Annotated in this window: 15 protein-coding genes; 14 read left to right on the forward strand and 1 reads right to left on the reverse strand. The window is 53.3% G+C overall.

The genetic code is table 11. From position 1 onward, the window contains the following. Positions 1 to 196: 196 nt before the first annotated feature. Positions 197 to 1,174: a phage shock protein operon transcriptional activator gene (gene pspF / locus M8370_RS17665; RefSeq protein ID WP_047023082.1), complete on the reverse strand. Its 978-nt coding sequence runs from the start codon at positions 1,172 to 1,174 to the stop codon at positions 197 to 199. 166 nt (positions 1,175 to 1,340) lie between these two features. On the opposite strand from pspF, the gene pspA reads away from it, so the two are divergent. The 14 genes from pspA to M8370_RS17735 all read left to right on the forward strand — a co-directional run bounded on the left by pspA (position 1,341) and on the right by M8370_RS17735 (position 14,801). Further along, positions 1,341 to 2,009, forward strand: a complete 669-nt coding sequence (pspA, locus tag M8370_RS17670) for a phage shock protein PspA (RefSeq protein ID WP_013096403.1) — start codon at positions 1,341 to 1,343, stop codon at positions 2,007 to 2,009. 54 nt (positions 2,010 to 2,063) lie between these two features. Then, positions 2,064 to 2,288, forward strand: coding sequence for an envelope stress response membrane protein PspB (gene pspB, locus M8370_RS17675; protein ID WP_013096404.1), 225 nt, complete (start codon positions 2,064 to 2,066; stop codon positions 2,286 to 2,288). Next, a complete protein-coding gene (pspC, locus tag M8370_RS17680) occupies positions 2,288 to 2,647 on the forward strand; it encodes an envelope stress response membrane protein PspC (protein WP_250021509.1) in 360 nt (119 codons plus the stop codon). The genes pspB and pspC overlap by 1 nt, the downstream gene beginning before the upstream one ends. A 12-nt stretch (positions 2,648 to 2,659) precedes the next feature. Continuing rightward, positions 2,660 to 2,881 (forward strand): phage shock protein PspD, encoded by a 222-nt coding sequence (pspD, locus tag M8370_RS17685; protein WP_222168454.1) that lies wholly within the window; start codon positions 2,660 to 2,662, stop codon positions 2,879 to 2,881. Positions 2,882 to 3,090: 209 nt separating this feature from the next. After that, positions 3,091 to 4,776, forward strand: coding sequence for a sugar phosphorylase (locus M8370_RS17690; RefSeq protein WP_250021510.1), 1,686 nt, complete (start codon positions 3,091 to 3,093; stop codon positions 4,774 to 4,776). Positions 4,777 to 4,791: 15 nt separating this feature from the next. Beyond that, positions 4,792 to 6,084: an ABC transporter substrate-binding protein gene (locus M8370_RS17695; protein WP_013096408.1), complete on the forward strand. Its 1,293-nt coding sequence runs from the start codon at positions 4,792 to 4,794 to the stop codon at positions 6,082 to 6,084. A gap of 23 nt (positions 6,085 to 6,107) precedes the next feature. Continuing rightward, complete coding sequence (locus tag M8370_RS17700) at positions 6,108 to 6,989, forward strand: carbohydrate ABC transporter permease (RefSeq protein WP_250021511.1); 882 nt, start codon at positions 6,108 to 6,110, stop codon at positions 6,987 to 6,989. Next, entirely contained in the window at positions 6,976 to 7,818 is an 843-nt protein-coding gene (locus M8370_RS17705; protein WP_047361675.1) for a carbohydrate ABC transporter permease, read from the forward strand. The genes M8370_RS17700 and M8370_RS17705 overlap by 14 nt, the downstream gene beginning before the upstream one ends. A gap of 28 nt (positions 7,819 to 7,846) precedes the next feature. Further along, complete coding sequence (gene ycjQ / locus M8370_RS17710; RefSeq protein ID WP_013096411.1) at positions 7,847 to 8,899, forward strand: D-guloside 3-dehydrogenase; 1,053 nt, start codon at positions 7,847 to 7,849, stop codon at positions 8,897 to 8,899. An 18-nt stretch (positions 8,900 to 8,917) separates the two neighbouring features. Further along, complete coding sequence (gene ycjR, locus M8370_RS17715) at positions 8,918 to 9,706, forward strand: 3-dehydro-D-guloside 4-epimerase (protein ID WP_038420918.1); 789 nt, start codon at positions 8,918 to 8,920, stop codon at positions 9,704 to 9,706. 11 nt (positions 9,707 to 9,717) lie between these two features. Then, positions 9,718 to 10,776: a D-glucoside 3-dehydrogenase gene (gene ycjS / locus M8370_RS17720; RefSeq protein ID WP_248048530.1), complete on the forward strand. Its 1,059-nt coding sequence runs from the start codon at positions 9,718 to 9,720 to the stop codon at positions 10,774 to 10,776. Further along, a complete protein-coding gene (locus M8370_RS17725) occupies positions 10,770 to 13,049 on the forward strand; it encodes a glycoside hydrolase family 65 protein (RefSeq protein ID WP_250021512.1) in 2,280 nt (759 codons plus the stop codon). Before ycjS ends, M8370_RS17725 begins: the two co-directional genes overlap by 7 nt. After that, on the forward strand, positions 13,039 to 13,716 hold the full coding sequence (gene pgmB / locus M8370_RS17730) for a beta-phosphoglucomutase (RefSeq protein WP_250021513.1): 678 nt from the start codon (positions 13,039 to 13,041) through the stop codon (positions 13,714 to 13,716). Before M8370_RS17725 ends, pgmB begins: the two co-directional genes overlap by 11 nt. A gap of 2 nt (positions 13,717 to 13,718) precedes the next feature. After that, positions 13,719 to 14,801, forward strand: a complete 1,083-nt coding sequence (locus tag M8370_RS17735) for an ABC transporter ATP-binding protein (RefSeq protein ID WP_029883673.1) — start codon at positions 13,719 to 13,721, stop codon at positions 14,799 to 14,801. Positions 14,802 to 14,852: the final 51 nt, after the last annotated feature.

Below are 14,852 nucleotides of genomic sequence, written 5' to 3' on the forward strand. Positions count from 1 at the left end.
ACATTGCCGATAATGACAGCTATCTCAACCACCTGTCGTTTGAAGGTGATAATGCCTTACTCACCTACGGCGACAGCAGCGTCACGCTGGTCGGTGTGAATACCGATATGCTTTCGCAGATGCATATTGCGGTAGCATGACTCTTATCCCCGCGGGATCCTCGCGGGGATAAATCCCGTCAGAATGGCTCTGCCCGTCAGCGCATCTGGTGCTTTTTGAGCAATGCTCTTAACTGGTGGTAGGTCAGCCCCAACAGTTCAGCTGCCCCTTTCTGGTTATATTTCGCCATCCTCAGGCTCTGCTCCAGTAGCTGTTGTTCCTGCTTATGCTGAAACTGGCGCAGATCGAGCGGGAGTGAGGGCCCATCGTTCGAACGCGCCGGCGCGGTAACAGATGGCGCGTTACGCTGAAAAGGATCGAGAATAATGTTGTCCAGTTCCGTTTCGCTGCTGCCGTGACGGTAGACAGAGCGTTCGACGACGTTCTTCAGCTCGCGAATATTCCCCGGCCAGGGGTAGTTAAGCAGCGTCTCCCGGGCATTATCGCTAAAGCCCGGAAAGAGCGGCAGACCCAGCTCACGGCACATCTGGATGGCAAACTGTTCCGCCAGCAGCATAATATCGCTGCGCCGTTCACGCAGCGGCGGAAGCTGGACGACGTCAAAAGCCAGGCGGTCGAGCAGGTCGGCGCGAAATTTATCCTCAGCCACCATTTCCGGCAGGTTGGCATTTGTCGCACAGACCAGACGCACGTTAACCTGTAGCGGCTGGCTGCCGCCGACGCGTTCCAGCTCGCCATATTCAATGACGCGCAACAATTTTTCCTGAACCAGCATTGGCGCGGTGGCCAGCTCGTCAAGGAACAGGGTGCCGCCGTCAGCACGCTCGAAACGGCCAGGGTGGCGCTTTTGCGCCCCGGTAAAGGCTCCCGCTTCATGGCCGAACAGCTCGGTATCCAGCAGGTTCTCATTCAGCGCGGCGCAGTTAAGCGAAATAAAAGGACCATCCCAGCGCCCGGACAGATAGTGGAGTCGGTTGGCGATCAGCTCCTTGCCCGTGCCGCGCTCACCGATAATCAGCACTGGTTTGTTGAGAGGGGCGAGGCGTGAAACCTGCTCCAGCACTTCGAGAAAGCTGTTAGCCTCACCGAGTAAATTATCTTTATATTCAGCCATGATGAAATTAACCACTCCTTAGCGAGATTCACCAGGTGAGCTTAGTTCCATAGTGAGCGAAAATCAATCACATTCAGTGAAATCAATAAGATAAAAAGTTGGCACGGGAATTGTATTATCTGTACAGCAGGGCATCGCCCGATAACAGAAATGTGAGGATTGAATTATGGGTATTTTTTCTCGTTTTGCCGACATCGTGAACGCCAACATCAACTCGCTGCTTGAGAAAGCGGAAGATCCGCAAAAGCTGGTGCGTCTGATGATTCAGGAAATGGAAGATACACTGGTTGAAGTGCGTTCTACCTCCGCCCGTGCGCTGGCTGAGAAAAAGCAGTTAACCCGCCGTATTGAGCAGGCTACCGCCCAGCTTAATGAATGGCAGGAAAAAGCCGAACTGGCGCTGCGTAAAGATAAAGAAGATCTGGCCCGTGCCGCATTGATTGAAAAACAGAAACTGGCGGATATGGTTACCGCGCTGGAACATGAAGTTACGCTGGTGGACGACACGCTCACCCGTATGAAGAAAGAGATTGGCGAGCTTGAGAACAAGCTGAGCGAAACCCGGGCGCGTCAGCAGGCACTTACGCTGCGTCACCAGGCGGCAAACTCTTCCCGCGATGTACGCCGTCAGCTGGACAGCGGTAAGCTTGATGAAGCAATGGCGCGTTTTGAGTCCTTCGAACGTCGTATCGATCAGATGGAAGCGGAAGCGGAAAGCCACAGCATCGGTAAGCAAAAATCGCTCGATCAGCAGTTCGCCGATCTGAAAGCGGACGATGAAATCAGCGAGCAGCTGGCGGCCCTGAAAGCCAAAATGAAGCAAGACAATCAATAATAATTCATGCGGCACCTGAGCGTGCCGCCACGCATCGTACGACAAGGAGTACACATGAGCGCGCTTTTTCTCGCTATTCCCCTGACCATTTTCGTGCTGTTCGTGCTACCGATTTGGTTATGGCTGCACTACAGTAACCGTTCTTCACGGGACGCCCTTTCCCAGAGCGAGCAACAACGTCTGGTACAGCTGTCCGATCAGGCGAATAAGATGCGTGAACGTATTCAGGCGCTGGAAGCTATCCTGGATGCGGAACACCCGAACTGGAGGGAGCGTTAATGTCAGGAGTGAATCTGAATAAAAAGCTGTGGCGGATCCCACAGCAGGGCATGGTTCGTGGCGTCTGTGCGGGGCTTGCCCACTATCTGGATGTACCGGTTAAGCTGGTGCGCGTGGTAACGGTGTTATCGATTTTCTTCGGTCTGGCGTTTATCACTCTGGTGGCGTACATCATATTGTCGTTTGTGCTCGACCCCATGCCGGAAGGCGAACTGGCTGCAGAAGGCGCACCGAGCAGTAGTGACATTCTGAACCAGGTGGATGCTGAACTCGCCGCAGGTGAAAAGCGGTTGCGCGAAATGGAACGTTACGTCACGTCTGATACCTTTACGCTGAGAAGTCGTTTTCGTCAGCTTTAAGAGAGAACATAGATGAACAAAAACTGGCAACAGGCCGGTCAGAAGGTAAAACCCGGCCTGAGAATCGCAGGTAAACTGGTCCTGCTGACGGCGTTACGTTATGGTCCGGCAGGCGTGGCTGGCTGGGCAATAAAATCTGTTGCCCGAAAGCCGGTAAGACTGTTATTGGCCGTGGCGCTGGAGCCGCTGCTGCAAAAACTGGCCAAACGTTTTTCCCGTCGATACTTATCCTGATCTCAATGTATACCGCAGTCTTTCTCTTATGAGAGGAGGGCTGCCGGCATTTCTCTTCGTTTTCTTCCTTTTCTGTCTTTCTTTGCGGCAGCTCACATTACTGCGCTGAGTTGCCTTGAGAAGACGTTTTTACCCCCTCAGGTCCGTTGACAGATATTTTTCATGGGAGTAGATTGCGTTCCGTGGGACCGCTACCATGGAAAAATAAAGTGAACGATAAAATTAAAAATTTAATCAATCTTGTTTACGGTGAATCGTTTTCTGAGGCGCACCGTGAAACACTGTCAGGGAAAATCTCCAGAGCTGTAGCTGTTATTACCGAAAGGCGTAAATCCGGTTGGGATGAAAAAGATATCGTCCTGATTACCTATGCCGATCAGTTCTACAATAAAGGGGAGAAAGCGCTGCCTGTTTTTACCCGTTTTTATAACAGATGGCTTTCTCGTTCATTTTCTCATGTGCATCTTTTACCTTTTTACCCGTGGTCCTCTGATGATGGTTTTTCCGTTATCGATTACCATGACGTTGCGCCTGAAACGGGAACATGGCAAGACGTTGCTGAATTAAAACAATATGCCAGTTTAATGTTCGATTTTGTTTGCAACCATATGTCAGCGAAAAGCCAATGGTTCGCTCATTATCTTGCGCAAAAACCGGGCTATGAAGATTTCTTTATTTCCGTGGATCCGCAAACTGATTTATCTGCTGTGACACGGCCTCGTGCATTGCCTCTCCTGACACCTTTTACACTTGATGACGGAAGCGTTCGGCATCTGTGGACGACCTTCAGCGATGATCAGATTGACCTCAATTTCGCCTCTCCTGAGGTGTTGATTGCAATGGTGGATGTGCTTCTCCATTACCTGATGGAAGGAGCGCGCTATATCCGCCTTGATGCGGTAGGTTTTATGTGGAAGATCCCTGGAACAAGCTGCATCCATCTTGAACAAACGCACCGTTTGATTCAGCTCTTCCGCGCCATTACGGACGCTGTGGCACCGGGTACGGTGATCATCACTGAGACCAATGTCCCGCATAAAGACAACGTTTCTTACTTTGGTGACGGCAAGAATGAAGCCCAGATGGTGTATCAGTTCTCCTTGCCACCACTGGTTCTGCATGCCGTTCATCGTCAGGATGTACGGGCACTTTGTCAGTGGGCCACATCGCTGGAACTGCCGTCAAAGCAAACCACCTGGTTTAACTTTTTGGCTTCGCATGACGGGATCGGACTTAATCCGTTACGCGGAATTTTACCGGAATCGGAAATTCTGTCGCTGGTGGAAACACTCCAGCAGGAAGGCGCGCTGGTTAACTGGAAAAATAACCCTGATGGTACGCGCAGCCCGTATGAAATCAATGTAACCTACCTGGATGCATTAAGTGCTAAGAAGGATGAGGATACTCTGCGCATAGCCCGTTTTATTCTGGCTCATGCCGTTCTGTTGAGTTTCCCGGGTGTGCCTGCAATCTATATTCAGAGTATTATTGGCTCCCGTAATGATTATGAGGGTGTGGAGCGGTTAGGGTATAATAGAGCAATAAACCGAAAGAAATATCAGGCCGGTGAAATTGATCATAAACTCGACGATATTAATAGCCTTCGTCATAAAGTTTATTCTGGATTGAGTGCGTTAATTTCGTTACGCCGTCAGGAAAAAGCGTTCCACCCGGACAGTCAGGCGCGCTTTGAAACATCCGGGGAGCATGTTTTGAAAATAGTTCGCATTGCCAATAACGGCGAGCGAATTACAGCGCTCTTTAATTTCAGTAATGATATTCAGCACGTCCCTTCAAATAGTCAGGCAGGAAAAGATTTAATAACCGGGAACAATATTAACGATACGACGTTGACCCTAAATCCATGGCAGGTTATGTGGATTAAAGAAAACTAAAAAAGGACCTTAACAATGAAAATGCCGAGAATTGTGCTGATTTCAGCACTGGTTTCGTGCGCCCTGTTATCAGGCTGCAAGGACGACACACAATCTTCTGTGACCATCGAGTTTATGCATTCGTCGGTGGAGCAGGAGCGTCAGGCCGTCATCACGAAACTGATTGAGAAATTCGAGAAAGAGAATCCCTCCATTACGGTGAAACAGGTGCCGGTGGAAGAGGATGCATACAACACCAAGGTCATTACCCTCGCGCGGACCGGCGCACTGCCGGAGGTGATTGAGGTCAGCCATGACTATGCAAAAGTGATGGATAAAGAGCAGTTGCTGGACCGTGACGCAATTGGCGAAGCCATTAAAGCCGTCGGTGAAAAGACATTTTATGACGGCATTCTCCGTGTTGTTCGCACGGAAGACGGCACCGCGTGGACGGGGGTGCCAATTAGCGCCTGGCTGTCAGGCGTCTGGTACCACAAAGATGTTCTCGCCGCGGCGGGTATTAAAGAGCCGCATAACTGGCAACAGCTGCTGAAAGCCAGTCAGATGCTCAACGACCCGGCTAAGAAACACTACGGTATCGCGCTTCCAACCGCTGAAAGCGTCATGACCGAGCAGGCCTTCTCCCAGTTTGCCCTTTCAGGTGGGGCAAACGTCTTCGACGCGCAGGGCAACATCCAGATCGATACGCCTGAAATGTTAAACGCGCTGGCGTTTTATAAAGAACTGGCGAAGAACACGATGCCAGGCTCGAACGACGTCATGGAGATCAAAGACGCGTTCATGAACGGTTCCGCGCCAATGGCGGTTTACTCCACCTACATTCTGCCTGCCGTGTTTAAAGAAGGGGATCCTGCCAACCTGGGCTTTGTGGTTCCAACGGAAAAATCGTCTGCGGTTTACGGCATGGTGACGTCGCTGACGATCACGACCGGCCAGACTGAAGAAGAAACCAAAGCCGCTGAGAAATTTGTGACCTGGATGGAGCAGGCTCAAAACGCCTCGGACTGGGTCATGATGTCTCCGGGGGCGGCGTTACCGGTGAACAAACTGGTGGTGGATACCGAGAGCTGGAAAAACAACGAGGTCATCAAAGCCTTTGGTCAACTGCCGTATGAGCTGATCGCACAGTTCCCGAATGTGCAGGTATTTGGGGCCGTGGGCGACAAAAACTTTACCCGCATGGGTGACGTGACAGGTTCCGGCATCATCAGTTCGATGGTGCATAACGTGACGGTAGGGCAGCAAGACCTCAACACCACGTTAAGCAACAGCCAGAAACGCCTGACTGACCTGGTTTCTCAACGATAGGAGCGCTTCTGCGGAAGGAAATTATGAAGACGTTGTTTTCTGGTCGTTCAGATATGCCTTTCGCCATGCTGCTGTTGGCCCCCAGCCTGATTTTGCTGGGGGGCCTTGTGGCCTGGCCAATGATTTCCAACATTGAAATCAGTTTCTTACGCTTGCCGCTCAACCCGCGCATTAGCGCGGTGTTTGTTGGGCTGGATAACTATATCCGTATTCTGAGTGATGCAGCGTTCTGGCACTCCCTGTGGATGACCTTCTGGTACACGGCCCTGGTGGTGATAGGTAGCACGGGACTCGGGCTGGCTGTCGCCATCTTCTTTAACCGGGAATTTCGGCTGCGCAAAACGGCGCGTTCGCTGGTGATTTTATCTTATGTCACGCCGTCTATTTCACTGGTGTTTGCCTGGAAGTACATGTTCAACAACGGCTACGGCATCGTGAACTACCTGGGGGTAGATCTGCTGCATCTGTATGACCAGGCACCGCTGTGGTTCGACAACCCCGGCAGCAGCTTTGTGCTGGTGGTGCTATTCGCCATCTGGCGCTACTTCCCGTATGCGTTTATCTCGTTTCTCGCGATCTTACAAACGATTGATAAAACGTTATACGAAGCAGCAGAAATGGATGGTGCGAATGGCTGGCAACGTTTTCGCATCGTCACGCTGCCCGCGATTATGCCGGTGCTGGCCACGGTCATCACGCTGCGCACCATCTGGATGTTTTACATGTTTGCGGACGTGTACCTGCTGACTACCAAAGTCGATATTTTGGGCGTCTATCTCTACAAAACGGCGTTTGCCTTTAATGATTTGGGTAAAGCTGCGGCTATCTCAGTGGTGCTGTTTGTGATCATTTTCGCCGTCATTCTGCTGACCAGAAAAAGGGTAAATCTCAATGGCAACAAATAAACGCATACTGGGTCGTATTGGCTTTTATCTGGGGCTCGCGGCGTTCCTGATCATCACACTGTTTCCGTTTTTCGTGATGCTGATGACCTCCTTTAAAAGCGCCAGAGAGGCGATATCGCTGCATCCGACCATTCTGCCGCAGGAGTGGACGTTACAGCATTACATCGACATCTTTAACCCGCTGATTTTCCCGTTTGTGGATTACTTCCGTAACAGCATGGTGGTGTCACTGACTTCGTCGATCGTTGCGGTGTTTCTCGGCACGCTGGGGGCTTACGCCTTATCCAAACTGCGTTTTAAAGGGCGCACGACGATCAACGCCAGTTTCTACACCGTCTACATGTTTTCAGGGATTTTGCTGGTGGTGCCGCTGTTCAAAATCATCACCGCGCTCGGCATCTATGACACCGAACTGGCGCTGATTATCACCATGGTGACTCAGACATTACCCACGGCGGTATTTATGCTGCGCAGCTATTTCGACACCATCCCGGACGAAATAGAAGAAGCTGCGATGATGGATGGTCTTAACCGCCTGCAAATCATCTTTCGCATTACCGTTCCGTTGGCGATTTCGGGCCTGGTGTCGGTCTTTGTCTACTGCTTCATGGTGGCATGGAACGACTATCTGTTTGCCTCCATTTTCCTGTCCAGCGCCAGCAACTTCACCTTGCCGGTCGGGCTGAACACGCTTTTCAGTACGCCAGATTACATCTGGGGCCGCATGATGGCGGCATCGCTGGTGACGGCACTGCCGGTGGTCATCATGTATGCGCTGTCTGAACGTTTTATTAAAAGTGGTTTGACCGCCGGTGGCGTTAAGGGCTGAGGCGGCCAATTTTAACAAGGAGTGAGTAATGAAGAAGTTAGTTGCGACAGCGCCGCGTGTGGCTGCGCTGGTCGAATATGAAGACCGTCCCGTTGCCGTTCATGAAGTGAAAATTCGCGCCCGCTTTGGCGCACCGAAACACGGCACCGAAGTGGTGGATTTCAGGGCGGCGAGTCCGTTTATCGATGAAGAGTTTAACCCTGACTGGCAGCTGTTTACGCCGCGTGAAGAGGGGGCGGCTCGCGGGATCGAGTTTGGCAAATTCCAGCTCGGGAACATGATTGTCGGGGACATCATTGAGTGTGGCGCTGACGTAACGGAATACCGTGTCGGAGACCGCGTTTGCTGTTATGGACCGCTACAGGAAACGGTCATTGTGAATGCCGTCAATAACTACAAACTGCGCAAAATGCCTCAGGGCGCCTCCTGGAAAAATGCGGTCTGCTACGACCCGGCACAATTCGCAATGAGCGGCGTACGTGACGCCAATGTGCGGGTAGGGGATTTTGTCGTCGTCGTTGGGCTTGGCGCGATTGGTCAGATTGCCATCCAGCTGGCAAAGAAAGCCGGTGCGTCAATCGTTATCGGTGTCGACCCTATCGCGCACCGCTGCGACATTGCCCGTCGCCATGGGGCAGACCACTGTCTGGATCCGATTGGCACGGATGTTGGTCTGGAAATCAAAAAACTGACCGGCAAGCAGGGCGCGGATGTGATTATCGAAACCAGCGGCTTTGCTGATGCGCTGCAGTCTGCGCTGCGCGGACTCGCTTACGGCGGCACCATCTCATACGTGGCCTTTGCGAAACCGTTCGCGGAAGGCTTTAACCTCGGCCGTGAAGCGCATTTCAATAATGCGAAAATTGTCTTCTCCCGCGCCTGCAGCGAGCCAAATCCTGATTACCCACGCTGGAACCGTAAGCGTATTGAAGAGACCTGCTGGGAATTGCTGATGAACGGCTATCTCAATTGCGAAGATTTAATCGACCCGGTCGTAACGTTTACCACCAGCGCTGAGAGTTACATGACCTATGTCGATCAGCATCCTGAACTGAGTATCAAAATGGGCGTCACGTTCTGAGCTAAGGAGAGCATGAAAATGAAAATCGCAACGCAAAACCAGGCTTTTTTCCCGACAAATATCCTGGAAAAATTCCAATACATCAAGGCCATGGGCTTTGATGGGTATGAGATAGACGGCAAGCTGCTGGTGGAGAACCTTGAAGAGGTTAAAGCGGCCATTAAGGCTACAGGGCTGCCGGTTACCACGGCCTGCGGCGGGTACGATGGCTGGATTGGTGACTTCATCGAAGAGCGTCGCCTGAACGGATTAACGCAGATCGAACGCATCCTTGAAGCGTTAGCAGAGGTGGGCGGAAAAGGAATCGTTGTTCCTGCCGCCTGGGGGATGTTTACCTTCCGCCTGCCGCCGATGACGTCGCCGCGTAGCCTTGAAGGAGACCGCAAGGCGGTGAGCGCCTCGCTGCGCTGGCTGGATGAGGTAGCGGCGCGTACCGGCACCACCGTTTACCTGGAGCCGCTGAACCGCTATCAGGATCACATGATCAACACCCTCGCGGATGCACGTCGCTACATCGAAGAGAATGGGTTGAAACATGTGCAGATTATCGGCGATTTCTATCATATGAATATTGAAGAAGACTCGCTGACGGAAGCGCTGCACCAGAACCGCGACCTGCTGGGCCATGTGCATATTGCCGATAACCATCGTTATCAGCCGGGAAGCGGCTCTCTTGATTTTGCCGCTCTGTTCGACCAGCTGCGTGCCGATTGTTATCAGGGTTACGTTGTTTACGAGTGCCGCGTTCGCGCTGACGATCCTGCGAAGGCCTATCAGGATTCTCTCACTTATCTGCGTGAATGCTAAGGATGACCAGCGTGATGAGTGCTTTAACACCTTCGCCTCTGCGTGTCGCCATTATTGGTGCCGGGCAGGTCGCGGACAAAGTGCATGCCTCGTATTACTCCACGCGCAGTGATGTTCAGATGGTGGCTGTCATGGACAGCCATCCTGAACAGGCTCAGGCTTTTGCTGAACGCCATGCCATTCCGTCGGCATGGCAGGACGTGAATGAAATGCTGCAAGCGGTCAAACCGGATGTGGTGAGCGTCTGTTCGCCCAACCGTTTTCATTTTGAACATGCGATGGCAGCCCTGGAAGCCGGGTGCCATGTAATGTGCGAAAAACCCCCGGCCATGACGCCACATGAAGCCGACCGGATGCGTGTGGCGGCCCGAACGGCGGGAAAGGTGCTGGCCTATGATTTTCACCACCGCTTTGCACGTGATACGCAACTGCTGCGTGAGGCGGTAATGAACGGGACATTGGGTGAAATCTACTTCACCACGGCGCAGGCATTGCGCCGCTGCGGCGTTCCCGGCTGGGGCGTATTCACCAATAAAGCACTGCAGGGGGGCGGGCCGCTGATTGATATTGGCATCCATATGCTCGACGCCGCGATGTATGTACTGGGTTTCCCGGCGGTAAAACGCGTGACGGCGCACAGCTTTCAAAAACTGGGAAACCGCAAAAACTGTGGCCAGTTTGGTGAATGGGATCCTGCACAGTTTACCGTTGAAGATGCCCTGTTCGGGACGATTGAATTTTGCAATGGCGGCATTCTGCGTCTGGATACCTCCTTTGCGCTCAATATCCGCGAGCAGTCCATCATGAATGTCGCCTTTTGCGGTGAAAAAGCGGGGGCAACGCTGTTCCCGGCCCATATTTACACCGATGAAGGCGGAGTTTTGCAGACCCTAACCCTGCGCGAAGAGGCAGACGATCAGCGGCATTTACGCAGCATGGATGCGTTTGTCCGTCACGTCATGGGAGAGCCGGTAATGATTGCCGATGCCGAACAAGGGCTGGTGATCCAGCAACTGGTCGCCGCACTGTACGAGGCGGCAGAAAAAGGGGAAAGCGTAACGTTATGCTGAACCTGTCTGTATTAAACGATCCGGGTTTTTGCCCTCACAGCCTCAATAAATACGCGTCAATCATGGCCTGCGGCAACGGCTATATGGGCATACGTGCGGCGCATGAGGAAAACTACACGCAGCAGACCCGGGGAATGTATCTTGCCGGGCTTTATCATCGTGCAGGTCGTAACGAGACCAACGAACTGATCAACGTGCCTGACATCATCGGCATGGATATCGAACTGGACGGCATCAATTTCACCTTGCTGTCAGGGGAGATTATTGACTGGCAGCGGGAGCTGGATTTTGCCAATGGCGAACTGCGTCGTCGCGTAGTGTGGCGCTCGCCAGACGGAAAGCGCTACCGTGTGGAAAGCCGCCGTTTTGTCTCACTGGATCAACTGCCGTTGGTGGCAATGCAGCTCTCCGTCACTCCGCTGGATGCCTCATCAGACGTTATGCTGAGCACGGGGATTGATGCGACGCAAACCAACAGCGGCCGTCAGCATCTGGATGAAATCTCGGTCAGAGTCTTTGACCAGCACTACATGCAGGGCGTGTATGAAACGCAGGATCGTGCTGCGGATGTGGTGATATCGGCATGCTGTCGTCTCTCAACCACCAGCGACAGCTGCTTTACCGCGAAAAACCGGCGTATCACGGTTCATCACGCCATAAAGGTCGCTCAGGGTGACACTGTCACGCTTGAGAAGCTGGTCTGGGTGACGCATCGCAGCGATAAAGCGCTTTCACAGGACACGTTTGCCCGCAATGCTCTGGCTAAGCTCAAAACCTGCGCGACAAGAGGGTATGCCGCGTTACTCGAAAGCGCGGCGTGCGCCTGGAAAAAGGTCTGGCATGACTGCCGGGTGGACGTCACGTCGACCGAACATCAGGATCAGCTGGCGCTGGATTACGCGGTCTGGCACCTCACGGCCATGACGCCTGCCCATGATGAACGGAGCAGTATTGCGGCCAAGGGCCTGACCGGGGAGGGCTATAAAGGCCACGTGTTCTGGGACACCGAAATTTTCCTGCTGTCTTTCCATCTCTTTACCCGACCAGATGTTGCCCGCCGTCTGCTGCGCTACCGCTGGCTTAACCTGCCGGGGGCCCGGGAAAAAGCACGCCGTAACGGCTGGCCTGGCGCCTTGTTCCCCTGGGAGAGTGCCGCGAGCGGTCAGGAAGAGACGCCGGAATTCGCAGCGATCAACATCCGCACCGGCGTTCGTCAGAAAGTGGCCTCCGCGCTGGCTGAACATCATATCGTGGCGGATATCGCGTGGGCCGTTGTCGCCTACTGGCAGGCAACGCACGATGACGCCTTTATGCGCAATGAAGGCCTGACGCTGCTCATGGAAACCGCGCTGTTCTGGATGGGACGCGCGACGGAAGTTGGCGACCGTCTGGAGATCCATGACGTGATTGGGCCGGATGAATACACGGAGCACGTGAATAACAACGCCTACACCAACTATCTGGCGTGGCACAACGTCGCCAGTGCCTGCCGGTTTATGTCGATGTTTGAGCGTGAAGATGCGCGTTTTATGGAAAATGCGCAACGGTTCCTGGCGCGCTTATGGCTGCCCGAGGCTAACGCCGACGGGGTCATACCGCAGGATGACACCTTCATGTCCAAACCGGCGATCGATCTGAGCCGCTATAAAGCCAAAGCGGGCAAGCAGACCATTCTGCTGGATTACTCGCGCGCTGAAGTTAACGAGATGCAGATCCTCAAACAGGCCGATGTGGTAATGCTTAATTACCTGTTGCCGGAACGCTTTACGCCGCAGCAGTGCGCGGCCAACCTGGCATTCTATGAGCCGCGCACAATTCATGACTCGTCTCTGAGCAAAGCCATCCACGGCATTGTTAACGCGCGCTGTGGTGATACAGAAGGGGCTTACGCCTTCTGGCGTGATGGCATTGCCATCGATCTGGGCGACGATCCGCACAGCAGTGATGACGGTATTCATGCTGCCGCAACGGGCGCGATCTGGTCAGGTGTTATTCAGGGATTTGCCGGGCTGCAGATCGTGGACGGGGAGCTACATCTGGCACCCAGGATGCCTGCGCACTGGCAAAGGCTGGCGTTTCCGCTGCGTTGGCAGAATGCGCAGCTGCACTTCATCGTGACGAAAGAGGCACTTTCGGTGACCAGTTCTGCTCCCGTCACGCTAACGCTCTGGGGTAAAACCCTCCAGCTTTCGGGACGGCAGGTCTTGTCCTGCAAGGATTTTCTTACGCCTGTTACTGGGACCGCTACCACGGAGGGAAGAGATGAACCTTAATGCCGTTGTATTCGATCTGGATGGGGTGATCACCGACACCGCTCATCTGCACTTCCTGGCCTGGCGCGCTGTCGCGAAGGAGGTCGGGATCACCATTGATGAAGCCTTCAATGAAACGCTGAAAGGGATTAGCCGCATGGACTCCCTGCAGCGGATCCTGCGTCACGGTGGCAAAGAAGACGCGTTCGATGAACAGCAGCGCCTGGCGCTTGCGCGTAAAAAAAACGCGCTCTATGTCCAGTCGCTGGCTTCGCTTACGCAAGCGTCACTGCTCCCGGGCATTCGTGAGGTGCTGGCCGACATACGCGCGGCAAACGTCAAAATTGGGCTGGCATCTGTTTCACTTAACGCTCCCGGCATTTTGCAGGCGCTGGGGATCCACAGGGCGTTTGATTTCTGTGCCGATGCGTCCCGTATTGCCCGCTCCAAACCGGACCCGGAAATCTTCCTTGCTGCCTGTGCGGGTCTTAACGTCCGCCCGGAGGAAGCTATCGGGATTGAGGATGCCGCCTCCGGCGTTGAGGCGATCAACGCCGCAGGGATGTTGTCGGTGGGAATAGGGGCAGGCCTCAACCATGCGGGACTTCAACTTCATTCAACGCGGGAGCTGACCTGGAAATGCCTGACAGATTTCTGGGCTTCCCGGACGGTACTGATAAGGAATTAAGAATGGCGCAACTATCGCTAAAACATATCCAAAAAATCTATGACAACCAGGTCCATGTGGTCAAAGATTTCAACCTCGACATTGAGGATAAAGAATTTATCGTTTTCGTCGGGCCATCGGGCTGCGGTAAATCGACGACGCTGCGCATGATTGCCGGGCTGGAGGAGATCAGCGCCGGTGAGCTGGTGATTGACGGCGTGCGTATGAATGATGTCCCGGCCAAGTCCCGGGATATTGCGATGGTCTTTCAGAACTATGCGCTGTATCCCCATATGACGGTGTACGACAACATGGCATTTGGGCTGAAGATGCAGAAGATCGCGCCTGCCGTCATTGAAGAGCGCGTTAACTGGGCCGCTCAGATTCTTGGGCTGCGCGATTACCTCAAGCGTAAGCCCGGTGCGTTGTCGGGTGGCCAACGCCAGCGCGTGGCATTAGGCAGGGCGATTGTGCGTGAAGCGGGCGTCTTCCTGATGGATGAACCGCTCTCAAACCTTGACGCTAAACTGCGTGTTCAAATGCGTGCCGAAATCAGCAAGCTGCATCAAAAGCTGAATACCACCATGATTTATGTGACGCACGATCAGACCGAAGCCATGACGATGGCAACCCGCATTGTGATCCTGAAAGATGGATACATTCAGCAGGTGGGCGCACCGAAGCAGGTCTATAACGAACCGGCAAATATGTTTGTGGCAGGATTCATTGGTTCGCCAGCAATGAACTTTATTCGGGGGGCGATCAATGAACGCTACTTCGTGACGGAAACGCTGCGCCTGGAGATCCCCGAAGATATGCTCTCGGTACTTAACGCTCAGGGGTATCAACGCAAAGCCGTGGTCTTTGGCATCAGACCGGAGGATATTTTCACCTCGCAAGCCAGCGGTGAGGCGATTGCCGCCAAAATCAGCGTTGCCGAACTGACCGGTGCTGAATTTATGCTGTATGCCACCGTCGGGGGCCACGAACTGGTCGTCCGGGCAGGGGCTGCCACTGATTATGCTGCAGGGGATAATATCGGCATTCAGTTCGATATGAATAAGTGTCATTTTTTTGACGCGGAAACAGAAGCGGCAATCAGATAATAAAAATGTTCGCCGGAAATATTAATTTCCGGTTTTTTTGTTTGTCCATTA

The organism is Enterobacter cloacae complex sp. OE43NF (assembly GCF_023544405.1).
Classification (GTDB): domain Bacteria; phylum Pseudomonadota; class Gammaproteobacteria; order Enterobacterales; family Enterobacteriaceae; genus Enterobacter; species Enterobacter cloacae.